This window comes from Shewanella sp. CAL98-MNA-CIBAN-0140 (assembly GCF_040309905.1).
GTDB classification, from domain to species: Bacteria; Pseudomonadota; Gammaproteobacteria; order Enterobacterales; family Shewanellaceae; genus Shewanella; species Shewanella psychromarinicola.
This window is the reverse complement of sequence record NZ_JBEOPI010000013.1, coordinates 52046-69014: the sequence shown is the minus strand read 5'-3', so window position 1 is coordinate 69014 and position 16969 is coordinate 52046. Positions and strand designations below refer to the sequence as shown.

11 protein-coding genes are annotated in these 16969 nt (G+C 40.8%); 6 read left to right on the top strand and 5 right to left on the bottom strand.

Annotated features, from left to right (window positions below; all coding sequences use genetic code 11):
- Positions 1–75 precede the first annotated feature (75 nt).
- Positions 76–1656: a BCCT family transporter gene (locus AAEY93_RS08845; RefSeq protein ID WP_124011595.1), complete on the top strand. Its 1581-nt coding sequence runs from the start codon at positions 76–78 to the stop codon at positions 1654–1656.
- A gap of 84 nt (positions 1657–1740) precedes the next feature.
- Here AAEY93_RS08845 and AAEY93_RS08840 read toward each other — a convergent pair whose 3' ends face one another.
- Positions 1741–2457 carry a 3'-5' exonuclease gene (locus AAEY93_RS08840; RefSeq protein WP_124011594.1) on the bottom strand — a complete coding sequence of 239 codons (717 nt, stop codon included), beginning with the start codon at positions 2455–2457 and terminating at the stop codon, positions 1741–1743.
- Between the two features lie 10 nt (positions 2458–2467).
- Positions 2468–4345: a DUF294 nucleotidyltransferase-like domain-containing protein gene (locus AAEY93_RS08835; RefSeq protein ID WP_124011593.1), complete on the bottom strand. Its 1878-nt coding sequence runs from the start codon at positions 4343–4345 to the stop codon at positions 2468–2470.
- A gap of 853 nt (positions 4346–5198) precedes the next feature.
- On the opposite strand from AAEY93_RS08835, the gene AAEY93_RS08830 reads away from it, so the two are divergent.
- A complete protein-coding gene (locus AAEY93_RS08830) occupies positions 5199–5648 on the top strand; it encodes a host attachment protein (protein ID WP_101031852.1) in 450 nt (149 codons plus the stop codon).
- A gap of 596 nt (positions 5649–6244) precedes the next feature.
- On the opposite strand, the gene AAEY93_RS08825 is transcribed toward AAEY93_RS08830, so the two are convergent.
- Positions 6245–8389, bottom strand: coding sequence for a tetratricopeptide repeat protein (locus tag AAEY93_RS08825; RefSeq protein WP_124011591.1), 2145 nt, complete (start codon positions 8387–8389; stop codon positions 6245–6247).
- Positions 8390–8623: 234 nt separating this feature from the next.
- On the bottom strand, positions 8624–10183 hold the full coding sequence (locus AAEY93_RS08820) for an arylsulfatase (RefSeq protein WP_124011590.1): 1560 nt from the start codon (positions 10181–10183) through the stop codon (positions 8624–8626).
- A gap of 1179 nt (positions 10184–11362) precedes the next feature.
- Here AAEY93_RS08820 and AAEY93_RS08815 point away from each other — a divergent pair.
- Together AAEY93_RS08815 and AAEY93_RS08810 are read left to right on the top strand one after the other, a co-directional pair.
- Positions 11363–12334, top strand: a complete 972-nt coding sequence (locus tag AAEY93_RS08815) for a DnaJ C-terminal domain-containing protein (RefSeq protein WP_124011589.1) — start codon at positions 11363–11365, stop codon at positions 12332–12334.
- 2 nt (positions 12335–12336) lie between these two features.
- Positions 12337–12654: a chaperone modulator CbpM gene (locus tag AAEY93_RS08810; RefSeq protein WP_101031846.1), complete on the top strand. Its 318-nt coding sequence runs from the start codon at positions 12337–12339 to the stop codon at positions 12652–12654.
- Positions 12655–13122: 468 nt separating this feature from the next.
- On the opposite strand, the gene AAEY93_RS08805 is transcribed toward AAEY93_RS08810, so the two are convergent.
- Complete coding sequence (locus tag AAEY93_RS08805; protein ID WP_124011588.1) at positions 13123–14121, bottom strand: NAD(P)H-hydrate dehydratase; 999 nt, start codon at positions 14119–14121, stop codon at positions 13123–13125.
- Positions 14122–14495: 374 nt separating this feature from the next.
- On the opposite strand from AAEY93_RS08805, the gene AAEY93_RS08800 reads away from it, so the two are divergent.
- The gene (locus AAEY93_RS08800; RefSeq protein WP_351076206.1) at positions 14496–14948 is read left to right on the top strand and encodes a hypothetical protein; all 453 of its coding nucleotides are present in this window, start codon (positions 14496–14498) and stop codon (positions 14946–14948) included.
- A gap of 577 nt (positions 14949–15525) precedes the next feature.
- On the top strand, positions 15526–16818 hold the full coding sequence (locus tag AAEY93_RS08795) for an MFS transporter (protein WP_351076203.1): 1293 nt from the start codon (positions 15526–15528) through the stop codon (positions 16816–16818).
- Positions 16819–16969 lie beyond the last annotated feature (151 nt).

The window sequence follows — 16969 nt, the reverse complement described above, 5'->3', positions numbered from 1 at the left end:
TCCTTCCACAATATTCAATCGACTGTTAAATCGACTGTTAAATTAACAGGGCAAGGCCGCTCTAATCGAGGATTTATGAAGATAAATAAGGACAAATACAGTATAGATAATACCGATTATACTGTCGGGCAAGATAACATTCAAAAATGGGGTTTTGATATACATAACCCTGTATTTGGAACGAGTGCAGGCTTAATCGCGGCTTTTTTAATTGCTATTTTAATTATCGACCCGGCAACATCAAAAGAATTTTTAGATGGTATAAAATGGCAGATTATAGGTGCATTTGACGGCCTCTTTATGTGGTCTATGAATATTTTTGTGATCTTCTGTCTGGCATTAATTGTCTCACCTTTTGGTAAAATTCGCCTAGGTGGTGACGGCGCAAAAGCCGACCATTCAAGACTTTCCTGGATAGCGATGCTTTTTGCTGCAGGTATGGGCATTGGTTTGATGTTTTGGGGCGTAGCTGAGCCCGTAGCGTATTACACTGGCTGGTATGAAACGCCACTCAATGTCGTCGCCAATACCCCGGCAGCAGCAGAACTTGCACTGGGTGCAACTATGTTCCATTGGGGATTACACCCTTGGGCGGTTTATGGCGTAGTTGCCTTATCGTTATCTTTCTTTGCTTACAACAAAGGCTTACCACTTTCCATACGGTCTGCTTTTTATCCGATATTAGGCGACCGCACTTGGGGTTGGCCGGGACATATCATTGATATTGTAGCTGTGATAGCCACATTATTTGGTCTGGCAACATCCTTAGGTTTAGGTGCCCAACAAGCTGCGGGTGGTTTCCAGCACGTGTTTGGCATTGAAGGAGACCTCTCCTTGCAAATCATTATTATTGTGGTAGTGACTATGCTGGCGATTGTCTCTGTGGTACGCGGCCTTGAAGGTGGTGTTAAAGTAATTAGTAATATCAATATGTTACTTGCTGCTGTTTTAGTTATTTTTGTTGCACTTGTGACCGCTGCTGTTTCTATGGGTACTATTCCCACCACCATAATGGGTTATGTTAAGAATATTATCCCCTTGAGTAATCCAATTGGCCGTGAAGATGAAGCTTGGATGCACGGCTGGACCGTCTTCTATTGGGCATGGTGGATTTCATGGTCTCCATTTGTGGGTATGTTTATTGCTCGTATTTCGCGCGGCCGTACGGTACGTGAATTTCTTACCGCAGTATTGATTATACCAACATCAGTGACTATCTTATGGATGTCTGTCTTTGGTGGTGTCGCTATTGACCAAGTTGTCAATGAAGTCGGCATATTAGGTAGTGAAGGGTTAACGGACGTTCCGCTTGCGATGTTCCAGATGTTTGATGCGCTGCCATTAGGTAATATTTTATCAATGATAGCTGTACTACTGGTACTGGTTTTCTTTATTACCTCTTCCGATTCAGGGTCGTTGGTCATAGACAGTATTACTGCCGGTGGTAAAATTGATGCGCCGGTTCCGCAACGTATTTTTTGGGCATCAATCGAGGGCGCTATTGCCGCTGTGCTACTGTGGGTTGGTGGTACTGAGGCGATTGAGGCACTCCAAGCAGGTGCCATTTCGACGGCGCTACCCTTTACCATTATTTTATTGGTAATGTGTGTCAGTTTGTTGATGGGTATGCGTACCGAAAAGCATAATAAAAGCTAGTTTCTACTTGCTACAAAAAAGCCGATGATTGAATCATCGGCTTTTTTTTTGTCTAGTATTTATTGTGCTCTCATCACAGAGACGTTATAACCACAATTTTTTAATCGCAGTGTCGGGACTAAAATGATATTTAATTTGAGCCTGCAGTAATTCTGCGGTGGCAATTGCATCGGTTAAAGCATCGTGAGGCGCGTAAGCGGGTAAGTTGTAGCGATCACGACTATTAGCAAGACGAATGGACTCTGGGCGTTTTCTTTTAAAGAAATTAAGCAAGCCCGACGTATTAACCCGTTGCAAATTAGCCTCAATCTGCATGGTATCTATAACCGGAAAGATAATACCTTCATTAATCAACAAGCGTAAAGTGTGATCAAGAAAATCACGCTCAATATGCCGGTAATGTACCACCACCACTTTTCCTGCCAGTTCAGCTAAAAGCTGCTCTAAAATACGCAACAGATCAGGTGCATCTTGTAAATCCGAGTGGGTGATACCATGAATAATAATTGAGTTTTCTTGTAATTTATCCTGTGGATTGAGATACCATTCTTTTGCTTTGCGGCAAAAAATACGCTGTAAATTAAAGGGTACCAAACCAATGCTAATGATGCCGTTTTGCTGTGAATCTAAGCCTGTCGTTTCAAAATCAAGCGCGACAAAATCAATATCATTTAACGGCGTTTCATTGCTATAGGTACCGGTATTATAAAAATCAACCAAGCGTGGATCTTTACTGTTTTTAGCTTTTAATTTTAGCAAGGCTGCCCAGTTTAAAATCTCCTGGTTACTGAAATTGTTCATGAGTTAACCTTTAAAGTTTGTTTGAAGTATAGCGATATTTTAAAAAGTTTTGTGCATTGCTTAATACTAAAAAAGCATCTTTAAGATTGCGTCTTTCAAAATCAGACATACTTTCCGGTTCAATATTATTATCAGGCTCAATCCCAGACTCTATATCGGATGACTGATGACGCAATCGTACCAAAGAGATAAGCTCCATTGCATGTTGTAAATCTTCGCCCTTTGATTTAGGCAAAATACCTGCTTCGATAATATCATCTAAGCGTTGAAATGAGTTTTGCGATTGTGAGCCGATCGCCAAGGCATGCACTCGGATCAGATCCGCCAATGGTGCAGTACCACGACGTTTTAAATTAATAGCGTTATTATGGCGGCCATCTTTTTCCATCACAAAATCTTTAAAAAATCCCAGAGGGGGTTTACGATTAAGGGCATTGTGCGCCAAACAGGCTAAAAATCGGTTGTTTTTCTTGGTCTTGCGAAGGATAAATGCATTTAATTGCTCAGCCCATTTTACTCGGCCATAGACACCCGTAAGATCAAAGAAAATAGAGCAGTTTAATAAAGCTTGAGGGTTTGGATTATCTATCCAATCACCGAAACAATCTTCCCACTGAGATCGTGTTTTGCGAAACTCAGGGTTGCTTGCCATAATATCACCAGTGCAGTAACTGTAACCGCAGGCAGCCAAACCATCACAAACAAAATTGGCTAGCTTTTCAAAATAGGCACCATGCAACGCGACTTGATAGCTATTATCAAGGATTATGGCATTATCTTGATCGGTTACCATCAGTTGCTCATCACGAGCCATAGAGCCCAATGCTAAAAAGCAGTAGGGAACCGGCGGGGGGCCGAACATCTCTTCGGCAAGTTCTAATAAACGCTGTTTAAAGTTGCGACCGATTTCAGACATTGCCCGCCCGACCATATGTGAATTGGCATCTTCGTTAACCATGCGCACAAAACAGTTTTTTAACTGTGCAGAAAGCAGCACTAAATCCTCACTACTTTTCTGCTGAAAAATACTGCTTACAAATAACAAACTATTTTGCGATTCGTAACGGATAATATCTGCAACTTCAATCAGACCAATGGGCTTTTTATTTTTTAGAATAGGTAGATGATGAATGTTATAACGCAGCATGAGTAGCATTGCTTCAAAAATATAAGCGTTATGATCCAGTGAAATCAAATTGGTCGACATGACTTGTGAAATAGGATTATCAACATTTACCCCAGCTGCAATGACGTTAGCGCAGAGATCATGTTCAGTAATAATACCAACGAAACTGCTATCCTGCGGGTCTTCTATATCAGGATCATTTATTAATGCAGCAGAAACATTTTCTTCGGCCATTATCTTAGCTGCCGCTTGAATAGTGCTATTACAGGAAATAACGACTGCTTCTCTCGTCAATAATGTTTTCACTTTGGAAGTGGTCAGCGCATTAGCATCATCGCTTTTACCTTTTACCGCCTGTTTTAAACGGGTAGTATCTTCTACTTCAACAAAATCAGCAAAATCGTCATAAAGCTCGCATAAGTTAGTGAATACCGATTCTGGAATACAGTATACCAAGGTATCTTTTACCGCTTTGGCTGGGAAACGCACTTTATTATTGGTGAGTAAGCCCATTTGGCCAAATAACTGTCCCTGATCTAGACGATTGTACAGTTCACCTTTACGGCGATATAACTCTACTACCCCGCTGCGGATCATATACAGTTCACTGATTTTGTCATTAAAGTTAATAATCATGCTATCGGTACGGTAATAAGAAATCTCAACACTTTGCGCAATGTCGATTATGACTTGTTCTGGAAGCTGATCAAAAGGGGCGTACTGAGCGATAAAGCTTTTAATTTCGTGTAGTTCGGCTGACATTAATAGGCCTGCTAGTTGGTGATGACTGGAGCTTTTGTTTATATCGATTTAGATATTATACGAGTAAAGCTAAAATATGAGCAGCCATAATTTTTGCTGAATATTTAACTGTTGGTCTCGTCTTTAGTTACCTTGATTTGCTTGTCAGTAACAAATAATCGTTAGACCAAGATAAACAATCGTCAGTTTAAATGACACACCATACTATCACTGTGTTGGCGTATTGTACTTAAGCATTTCTGGGGGGCTGATAATATGACAGGAGAATTACACCTATATATTAACTATGAACATCGCCAAAAATGGATAAATTTTTTACTGGCAACCATCTTGGTGAATGAACGCTATGTTTATGCGGTGATAAGTAAATTGTTCATATATGACATGATAATCTTGATAGATCTCCCATTTATGTAAACTAACCTACTGTGATGATAACCCGATAATGCGGAGGTATTGGAGAACCGTAAACACGATTGTTCACAAAAATTTACCTACACGTTAATCTACACGTTAATTGAGACAAACAATATCAGTGTATTTGTACGGTATCAGAAACTGAACAGCAGGGTTTTAAGATGGAGTTCTACCGTAAAAAGGATAGCGAACAAGTGCTGCAACGGATTTTGTGCACCGTAGTGGTCTTTGAAAGATAGGCAAAATATGCACCAGCAAACTTTACTGCTGAGAAAGACGTTAATTCAAAGATACAAGATAATAGCAATCGATTCCAAAGAATTAACAAGAATATTGTCTATAATTAAGTGACTCGATTGTCTTATTTTTAATAAGACAATCTATTAATGATGAACTTAATGATGAACTTAATGATGAACTTAATGGGAGATAAATCATGAGCAGTTGGATTTTAGTCGCAGATAGCGCTCATGCACGTCTATTTAACGCCGAAACAGCAAAATCTGCATTAAATGAGATTAAGAGCATGATCCACCCCGAATCAAGACAACATGAACAGAAGCTAACCTCTGATCTACCAGGACGTCAGGCTGGTGGTGCAACGTTTAGTCACCATGCTGTGGGAGGTAAAACAGAGCCCAAAGAGTATGAGGCGGTAGAATTTGCTAGAGATATATGTAGATACCTTGAGGCTGAATATAATGCGCAAAAATTTAGCCAATTGATCGTAGTTGCTGAACCTCAGTTCCTTGGCAACTTACGCAAGGTAATGAGCGACAACGTCGCTAAGCTTATTACCCTAGAAATAGACAAAGACATAGTTAAGCAGGACATTGCCACGATTCGAGGTCACCTGCCCACTATTCTTCCACTTTTAACCTCATAATGCGGCCAAAGCATTTTTTATTAACCCATATACAGTGGAGGCAACAAAATTTAATAAGACCCAGTAGACTATTCGAGGGTAATGCTTACAGTTCTTTGTCGCGTTTGTTGTTGGTATCGGTTTGTTTGTAGAGTTGCCTGCACTGAATCGAACGACGACAAAAAAAGCTTTAGTTGCAGCTAAAGCCTGGGTCTCATATTTCCCGAAAGGAGAATTATTTGTTATTAGATGGGGGTATCCATACCAGTTGCTATAGTAGACATAAAAAAGATGCACATAAGCAATGCATGATACCTAAAATGGACGCTTCAAGCATGGAGTACATCTACTAAATAAGTCCACAAAAACAACATAAAGCCTTTGTTCATTTCGTTGAAAAAAGCAGCGATCATCAACCAGTCTATTCATGACGCAAGGTTTCTATCGAGTCTAGTTGCGCGGCCTTACGGGCAGGGAAGTAACCAAAGATGACGCCGACTGCAGCACAAAACACATCACACCCAATTCAACGCCAAATTCACTCAGCCATACAAGGTGAACAGCCAAAGGTATGACTGCCGTTTGTCGGTAATTAACGCCTGAACATGGCTAACGGCTTAATATTCCTTGAGCCTTTTGCTCAGCGCTTGCAATGCGGGATCGTTGGGCGTTTTTATCTGCAGTTTATTCACTTCGCTAAGTGCTTCATCGACTTTCCCGCTTGCTTCTAATCCCAAAATATACACAAAGGCAAATCTCAGGTTGGCAGGTTCGATTTGTGTTGCTCGTTGCAACGCATCCAGCGCCTGCGGCCATTGTTTTTCGATAACAAAGATTAGCCCTAAATTATGTAATGCCATGGCATGGTTTTCTTCAAACGCTAAAATTTGCTGTAACAAGGCTTTGGCTTTTTCAAGCTGGTTTGTCTCACGGTAGATACTGGCCAGATTCAATTTGGCGGGCAGAAAACTCGGTTGTAATGTAAGCGCATTAAGGTACTGGATTTGTGCTTGCTGCAGCTCGCCAATTTTGTAAGCTAGATCTGCTAGGGCTAGTTGTGCAGATAACAGATCCGGCTGCTGCTGGTAAGTGACTACCGCTTCCATCAGGGCCTCTTGCAGCTGTTTTTGCGCCTTTTCCGGTACACTCTGTCTCAAAGCCGGGGCTAATAATCTAATCGCCTGTAAACGGACATTTTTGTGTTCATCATATAACAGACCAAAACCGATCTGCAGCTGCATCGGGTAGGGAGCAGATTCAAGTGCACGGATCACGCCGAGTTTAACCAGACTCTGCCGGTCGTTTGCCGCATTATTCAATACCTCTAGGTTAGCGGTTTGCTGCAGATCCAGATAACCTAACAGGACAGCACGGCGCATGGCTGGCTGATTTTCATCTGCCACCAGCTTAGCGATTAATGCTTGTCCTTTGTGCGGATCCTGCTGATTAAGCAAAATTGCGGGGCCGATATCTGAAAAATCTGCAAAAATCTGACCTTTTTTATCCTGTAGCTGTGCTTGAGACCAGTGCGGATCCTTATCCTGATGACAACCTAGGCAAACATCCGGGGTGCCTAATATTTCGTTCACCCAAGGATTTGGTACGCGATAGGCGTGGTCACGTCTGTCATCTACGCCCATATATCGTTTGGTAGGCATATGGCAGTCTATGCAGAGCGAGCCCTTGGAATCCTGAGCATGTAACGTATGCTCGGGTGTCGCAAAAGCGGCGGGTAAATGGCACTGTAAACAGAGCGTGTTATCTTGGCTTAATATTTTTCCGCTATGGGCTTCATGACAATTACTGCAGACCACACCGGCACTGGCCATTTTACTTTGACTAAATGAACCATAGACATAGACCTCATCGAGAATTTGCCCATCGACATGATAAAGATCGGTTACGGCAAGGCGCGGAATATAGTGTTGGCTGAAATTCCCGACCCCTGCACCATCGGTTAATGCTACCCGCCGACTGTGACAGGCCGCACATTGATCCATTTGACCGTGGTCTAAGGAAATGTCGGTTTTTTGCAAGCGTACCGCTGTGGTTTTACCGTCGGCAAAGACCCAGTCATTGTGTTTCTGCAGTGGCTTTTCAAACCCCGAATTGACGGCATTTTTTTTAGATTTTTTTAACGCAAGATGTTGTGAAGCTGGGCCATGACAAGCTTCACAGCTGACATTGATTTCGCTCCAAGTCGTATTGTAACTGTCGGTGTTAACGTCATAGCCCCGTGTTAAGTCCGTGGAATGACACTCGGCGCAGCGCGTATTCCAATTATTAAACTGGCCTTGCCAATCAAATGGCGTATCCGGAATATGTGTGTCACTGTAAAGGTTATACCAGCGCTGCCCGCCGTCTGCCAATGAACGCGAATCCCAAGTGACGGTATAAGCCTGAAGTTTACCTGAGCCTATGTCGACTAATATCTGTTGCAGTGGATAAAAACCAAATACATAAGGCACGGCATAACGTTTACCGTCTTCACCTTTATTACCTGTTTGTATATAAAATCCTTGCTCATCTCGGTTAAAAACAGTCCAAGCATTTTCTGATTCAAACTTTACATTATTAAAGTTACCTAATACCGTTTCATCCGTTGCGGCTAACATTGCCTTTGCATGGTGGGATTGTTGCCAGTTGGACACTTCAGTTTGATGGCAATCGATACAACTTTTATTGCCGATATATTGCTCTGCGGCAACGAGCTGGGGTGTAAACAGAAAAAGCAGTCCAAGGAGTGTTATTCTTAAAACCATTTTTGCCTCATTTTAATATTATTAGCATAATACTTTCAATAATATTAGCAGTAACTGTATGATCATAAATAAAAAAAGCGGCAATTTGTTTAATCAATCGTGAAGTAAATCGACTTTGTGCCGAAAATAGTATAAATTTCATCGTATTAGGGTCTGGATCCGGTAATGTAGTGAGTCAGATATTAGCTTAGGCGTGGGTGAAAAAGAGGGTGCTGAGGCACCCTCGATGAGGATTTACTGACTACTCCCGGCTCCCTGTTGAAGTTTTTCCATTACCTGATCTAAGCTGAAACTCGCGGCTTTTTGACGAGGCGGAAAATCTTTAAAAGTGGCAAGATATTCACCGACATAAGCCTGTGCAGGGACAAACATATAAACATGATCTAACACCCAGTCATAGTAGGTATTAGAAGTCAGATCTGCAGTTTCATAGGGATCCATACGTAAATTGAATAATTTTGGCACACGCAATTCAACAAAAGGTTCTGCCCAAATCTGCAGTGTCCCGGTAGCTCTTTGCTCCAAAAATACGGCTTTCCAATTGTTGTAACGCAGCGCGGCTAAAGCACCATCATCGGTGAAATAGAAGATCTCTTTACGGCGGCCTTTGTCTTCTTCACCCAGCAGGTAAGGCAAGAAGTTATAACCATCAAGATGATTTTTGAATGTTTTACCGTTAGCTTTATAGCCTTTGAGTAATTTTTCTTTCACCTTGTCTTCGCCAGCAATCGCTGCGAAGGTCGGCAACCAATCCATGTGGTGCATAATCTGGTTCGAAACTGAACTTGCTTCGATCTTACCAGGCCATCTCACCATGGCTGGAACACGGTAGGCGCCTTCCCAGTTGGTGTTTTTCTCACTTCTAAAAGGTGTTAAACCGGCATCCGGCCAGGTATTCATGTGCGGGCCATTATCGGTAGAGTAAAAAACAATGGTGTTATCTTTGATACCCAGGTCATCGACTTTTTTCAATAGCTGGCCGACGTGTTTATCATGTTCAATCATTCCGTCGGCATAATTACTTACATTCGAGCTACCTTGTAATTCAGGTTTAATATGAGTTCGAAAATGCATACGGGTACCATTCCACCAGACAAAGAATGGTTTTTCGGTTTTTACAGTACGTTCCATAAAGTCCATCGCCGCGGCCACGGTTTCATCATCTATGGTTTCCATCCTTTTTTTCGTTAGCGGGCCGGTATCTTCGATTTTTCCATCAGCAAAGGATTTAATGACACCACGAGGGCCAAATTTTTTACGGAATGCCGGATCTTTAGGGTAATCAATATTTTCAGGCTCTTCTTCGGCATTTAAATGGTATAAGTTACCTAAAAATTCATCAAAACCATGTGCGGTGGGTAAAAATTCATCTTTATCACCCAAATGATTTTTACCAAACTGACCCGTTGCATAACCCATAGGTTTGAGGATCTCAGCAATAGTGGCATCTTCAGCTTGTAATCCAAGATCGGCTCCGGGTAATCCTACTTTACTTAACCCAGTACGCAGTACACTTTGCCCGGTAATAAATGTTGAACGTCCGGCGGTGCATGATTGTTCAGCATAATAATCGGTAAACATCATGCCTTCTTTGGCGATGCTGTCGATATTCGGGGTTTTGTATCCCATTAACCCAAAGGTATAGGCACTGATATTAGATTGGCCAATATCATCCCCCCAAATAACTAAAATATTAGGTTTTTCGGCTGCGCTCAAGTTTACTGCAGCGCACCCCAACGAAGCGGCGAGGATTAGACCCAACCTTTTAATTTTGTTGTTGCGTGAATGGATCATCCCAACCTCCAACCGATTGTTATTTATTCGGTTTTAAACTTCCAATGTTAGTTAATAATGTTGATTAACCATGTGTTTTCAAAATAAAACAATTCAAGTTTAGGTTATGTTTTTTTATTTGCAGATATTTTTTATCAAAAATCTTTATTTTTGATAAATTTTTATGTTGTATTTACACCGGCAGTTAAGGAGGCATTTAATACCAATTCGCATCAATAAATGGCCTAAAGTTGCACAAAATAATAAGTGACAGCTTGGTATTTTATTAACTAATAGCTGGCTATTACGAATGAAAACAAGGACGTTATCGTTTATGTTAACCCTCTAGATTGCTCAAATAGATATGCGCATTGGTATCACTGCTCCTAAGCCGATACGCCTAGCGCTGGAAGGGTACAATAATGATGAGGCTTGGTGACTGTTTAACACCTTGTAATTCATTGCAATGCGTTAGAATGCTATTGTTATCATTCCAGCCTCTTAATACCAATTAATCAGCAACGTCGGCATAGTGGGTTGTGCAAGCCCCTTGTGTCAGGATTGTTTAAGCAGATGTTATTGTATTATTCGTTTCTTGCGAGGAATTTGAAAAATAAAAGCAATGTAAAAAATCGACAATATAGGGCGTTCTATTATCGGGCTTAGACTAAAAACCAAGCTAGTGTTAACTCGCCTTGTTTAGTTGATTAACAAGACAGGTGATTTTTCCATATCTGTTTTTACCTTATAATATTTAGTAGCGAAGATAACCTGAACCCTTTACCTGATCCGACTAGACTGACAGATCTCAGTTCCTTAAGCTTATCTTTACTTACTCGCTTGATATCTTTAACCGTGATGACAAAAAGGGTGGCATTAATTGCTGTAACTGCATTGTTTGCCGTTTTCTTTACTGAATAAGCTTGATATTGAAGGTGAGCGCCTAGACTATTAATGCCAAGGGCGGCGGTAATTTATTATTAATATAATTAGTTGTATATGATCTTTAATATGCAATATCTTTTCAGTTAACAGTTATTTTTGTCATCACTTGATGCTTATTAGCTAAACTAGAGATATTGTAATAGAGTTGATCAAGATCAAGCGTGTTCTTTCTCTCTGGGCCTAAACTTATTAATGTTGATTAGTTCCAAGCCGTCTGATGATCCGTTGCAAACTTGTTTTTTGTTAGGGGATAAAATGAATTTTAAAGACTATTACACTGTATTAGGGGTAGAACCTGATGCGGATGATAAAGTAATAAAAAAAACGTATAAAAAACTCGCGGTGCAGTACCATCCTGATGTGAGCAAACATCCTGAAGCAGAAGCAAAATTCAAAGAAATTAGTGAAGCCTATGAGGTATTACACAATACTAAAAAGCGTGCCGAATATGACGAGTTGCGCCATCATCACCTAAATAGAACCCAACATCGCTATGCTAATCAAGGTGGTGCAAATGGTGCAGGTCAAGATTGGGGCCAACAGCAAAGTGATCCACAAACTGATCAAGAATTTGCGGACTTTTTTAATTCAATGTTTGGTGGAAGGCATTCAGGCTTTGAGCATAGCGGGCAACAAAGAAGTCACCAAGCTCAGCAGCCAAAAGGCCAAGATATCGAAATTGAGTTCCCGATGTTCCTTGAAGAAACCTTGGTCGACACTCTTAAGCCTGTAGCGTTTACCTTACAGCAACGTGATCCCCAAGGTCATGTTGTTGATCAGCCCAAATCTCTAAAAGTTAAAATTCCTGCCGGGGTTATTAATGGCGAACGTATTCGCCTTAAAGGGCAAGGTGGACCGGGACCGACCAAAGCCGATAATGGCGATTTGTATTTACAAATTCGTTTTGCGCCGCATCCTTTATTTGATGTTGATGGTCGAAACTTGAGTATTGTTGTGCCTATTGCACCTTGGGAAGCCGTGTTGGGTACCAAGCTTAAATTGCCCACGTTAACGGGTAATATTCAACTCAGTATCCCCGCCAATAGTCAGTCAGGACAGCGATTACGCATAAAAGGCAAAGGTTTACTCAGTAAAAAAGTGCAGGGCGATTTATTTGCGGTGCTTAAAATTGTGGTTCCGACATCACCAGATGAGACAAGCAAGCCATTGTGGACTGAGCTAGCCGAAAAAAATACATTCGACCCTCGTGCCAGTTGGAGTAAATAACCATGCTGCAGATTAATATAAACGAACAAGATTGTTGGTTGAGTAGCGATGAACTGTGTGAATGCAGCGATATTAGCTCGACATTATTACTTGAGCTCGTAGAGCATAGTATAGCCATTCCACTGCAAGGCGAGGTGATAGAACAATGGCAATTTAGCGTGGAAAATTTACATCAAGTTAAAAAAGCCACTCGAATTCAACGTGATCTTGCACTGGATTGGGGGGGCATTGGCTTAATTTTGCAATTACTCGATGAAAGAGAACAATTGGAGCATGAAGTCTATAGGCTCAAACAGCAACTTAGTCGATTTAAATCATAGGTACAAGTCGATTATCTGTCGGTGTGTTAACAAAAAACACAAGTCGATCCTCAGTGCTATTCGTATTTTCGGATCTTTCTGTAAGGATTGAGTCACGCAATAAATGCTGAAAGAGGCTATGATATTGATTAAAAAATGGATGGCATGGTTGCTGGCTAGTGTTGCTGACTATGGTTGCTGTCTTTCGCTCATCATCCTAATATTTTAGATAAAGCGACTCTTAATCCGGAGGTTGCAGCAAGGTAACAAGTACATATCTAGGTTAGTAATTAATTAAAACGGGTTAATACGTATAAACCTTCCGCCAATCAATAACCTAATTTGACTGCGATTACGTTGATTAGCATCAGCGTTTTATATTCAACCCCAGAGTCACGTTAACAGGGTAAATTGCGGCTTACTCCCCATCCCACATAAGCTCGCTATTGTTAAGACACACAACCATTGTGTGTTATTGGCGTATTAACCTTAATGACCGGCATTTAATACTCGCAAGATGGCTTTAGGTATGTACTCGAGTAGATCACTGGCAAGCACCCCATATTGGCTTAATTCATTTGCGGCTAACTCTCCTGCTAAACCATGCAAATATACCCCTAGGCACGCAGCGTTAAGTGGGCTGACGCCTTGGGCGCAAAATCCTGCAATCATACCGGTCAAGACATCTCCAGTACCGGCTTTGGCTAGCGCGCTGTTGCCAGTAGGATTAATGAAAATGTGCTCCCCATCGCTTATGACGGTGTGCTTACCTTTAAGCACCACGATCGTATTTAATTGTTTAGCCGCTAAGCTAGCAAAATGAACCCGTTGCGCTTGAATCATGTTGACATCTACATTTAATAACCGTGAGAGCTCTTTTGGATGTGGGGTAATAATGCTATTTTTGGTGAAACTAATCGGTTTTTGCGCGGTGCTTGTAGGATGGTGAAGTAAATGACTCATAAAGTTCAGTGCATCCGCATCGAATATCACCGGATGAGTATTCGCTTGGATTTCTGTTAGCAGGGCATAAAAAAATTCACTATTACCATCAGGGACTATTAAGCCATTTATAGGGTTAGGGTAACGGTTCAATTGATCTGTACTTTGGCTAATGCTCAATCCACTGCCTATTGAAATTACACTGGCTTGTGCGAGTTTATCCCGAAGTTGTAAAACAGCTTGGGGGGCTATGGATTGTGTATTTATATGTTTTATGTCAATAGCTTGCTGTGCTTGACGAGGTGGTAGCGGCAAGGTAACTACATTTGGGGTTTGCGCGCTCACACTGTCACAGACCGATGGGCTACTGGCTAATGTGACGTAACCTGCACCAACCCGCAGCGCTGATAAACTAGAAAGATATGCCGCCCCTCGATAATGTATCGAACCGGCAATATTCAGCACCTGGCCAAAGGTCATCTTATGACTGTCATCTGGCCTTGGCGGCAATATACTATTGATATATTCGAGCGTTAGTGTATTCATTGGTCTTCGCTGTTTAATATTAAATATTCATACAATAAAGTAGCACAAACAGAAAATGCTTAATGGCACCTAATGCAGAAATATTATGATATTTTTTACTCTGTGATTAACCCGTTAAGCTTGAATGTACCGTGGGCAATATTGTATCGATTATACCGCATGGGTTTAGGCATAATGTTAAGGGAAATGAATGACGAGAGTTGATAGGGCACAGGGATCATCTTTATGTATTTTACTGGTGATGACCAACGCTTTCTCGACTTAGCGGTCTGCCGTAGATCAATGGCATTGATAACTAAACTAATGATAATAACGCATCATTTACCGTTAACGGGATTATGATTAAGTCTATCGCAACAATATGAGACTCATGTATGACACTGTGGCAAGCGAGTAAGCAAGATGACCCTCTGGCTCCCAATAAAAAGGATATTAGACAAGATCCTTTAATCGCTAAGTTACTTGGGAGGTTACCAGCACAACTGGTTCAATCTTATACTGATGAACAACTTGAGGGTATTAAAGGCGCGTTAGGTCCAAATACATGGGGCAGCCACTTTATTGATAATCGGGGAACATTTAAATTTCCGTTTATAAAGTGGCGTTTTTATTATGTATTTCTACTGGGACGAAATAAACGTGCTTACACACGTCGTGAAAAAAATGCCTCGTTAGCGATCATGGTAATGTTAGTTTTTACGGTTATATTTGCCTCGATGCTACTTGGTTTGCTGGTGCTTTATATTATCAAGTCAGCATTAGGTATCGATTTATTTTCTGACACGTCATTAGGTATTTGGGATCAGTTTAAGCAATGGTTAGGCTAACCACGTTTATTGATTGCTTTTAGCTAGGGTTTGTCTGATTGTCGGAATCAATATTTTATTGAGATGGTAAGTTGGGCTGTTTTTCCCCTGTAAACGCTAACAGGCCGTCGTCATCATCTTCTGCAAAGTTTAGGTAAGTGTTCTCCATCTTTTGGGTAAATAACCCTACTTTTTACACATACCGCTCACGCGACAACTGATGGTGTGCATTTGATTGACTATATCATTATGGGTAGGCGCTTTAATGTGCGTAATTTTGGTGTTACCTAGCTTATCTCCGCTCCGCGCACCTTCTAAAACAGCATGTGAAACTGAATGTTCAAATCTAGCGTACTGCCAACGCGTTTAATAAGTGTTACTGCACCGGTTTTGGCTTAACCCATTAATGAAGCACTGTGTTTTAGAAAAATTAGCCATTTAATAGACTACAATATGTATTCATAACATTGTTTATTAGTAATTTTTCAATCATTAAAACATCACAAGTCATTGATTGATATACACACCTAAATATCACAGACGTTTGTGTTACGTTCGCACCAGCATCATATATTTAATTAAAATAATTAGGATGTTTATGCAAGGTAATCTATTTAATACGACCAAAGGCCGATTGTTTTCCTTTGGTATGATGTATATTTCTGAGGGTATCCCATTTGGATTTACCAGTATTGCACTCGTCTCTATTATGCGTCAGTCTGGTTTAGGTCTAGACGTAATTGGGATTTTCACCGCTGCACTCTTTCTTCCTTGGACCTTTAAATGGGCGGTTGCCCCATTTGTCGATATTATCAAGTTCACCCATTATGGCGGTAGAAAAGCATGGATTGTTGCCTGTACCATAATGATGTTGATCACGTTATTGATCTCAGGGTTACTGGATGTTGTTGAAAATTTCGATGCACTAGTGAGTCTATTTATTCTACACAACATCTTTGCCGCCACACAGGATGTGGCTATTGATGCATTAGCAATAAGTAATTTGAAACCTGATGAGCGGGGCCGAGCCAGTGGTATTATGTTCGGTGGCCAGTATTTAGGTATTGCGATTGGTGGTAGTGGTGCGATTTTCATCTATGGCTATTGGGGTTTTGATGTTGCTCTTATGGTCATTAGCGTACTATTATTTCTGAATTTATTGTTTATTTTGTTTTTTGTAAAAGATCTACATATACAAAAAGCAAAAATAGTCACAGAAAAATCAGTTCTTCATGAATTATACGTTAGTTTTATCTACTTCATTAAAGCCGTCTTCGATAGTTTTTGGCTTTCGGGTAGAATACCGATCCTAGCCTTATTGTTTGCTTTTCTTCCTACTGGCACCATGGCTTTGGCTTATGCTTCCTTGCAGACTATTCAAGTCGATCTAGGCCTTAGCAATAATGAAATTTCTCAGGTAACAATACTCAATACCATTTTTGCGGGCATTGGGTGTGTCATCGGCGGATATTTGGCTGATATCTTTGGCTTGCGAAAGATGTTGTTTACTTTCTATTTCCTACTGATATTTCCCGGACTATATTTAGGTACAAGAATATATATGGCTGGCTTAGAAGATATTCATACTTATGAGTTTTACACCATTGCTACAGCGCATGGATTTATCTTTGGTATGGGCTTTGCCGTATCGATAGCTTATTTTATGGGTGCAACCAATCCTATGGTAGCGGCAACCCAATTTACAGTTTATATGGCCTTTGGAAACCTAGCCATTATGGTATCTAACTATTGGCAGGGGATTGTCTCAGAACATATGGGCTATGCTAATATGTTCTTTATAGAATCAGTAATTGTTATATTACCTTTAATACTCATACCGTTTTTAAGAACTAGAGAAGAGATGAAAGCTGAACAGACGTTGATTCGTTAACTTTATGGCGCTGGTGTTTCATCTTTTTTGTTATTGGCAGTGCCATTCAAACACTTTTTAATTAGTAAACCAAGGGGGGTAGTGGCAACAGTGGCTTGAGCGAATAAGCTGCCATTGGTACAATTTATTATCTTTGGTCGTGCTATTAGTG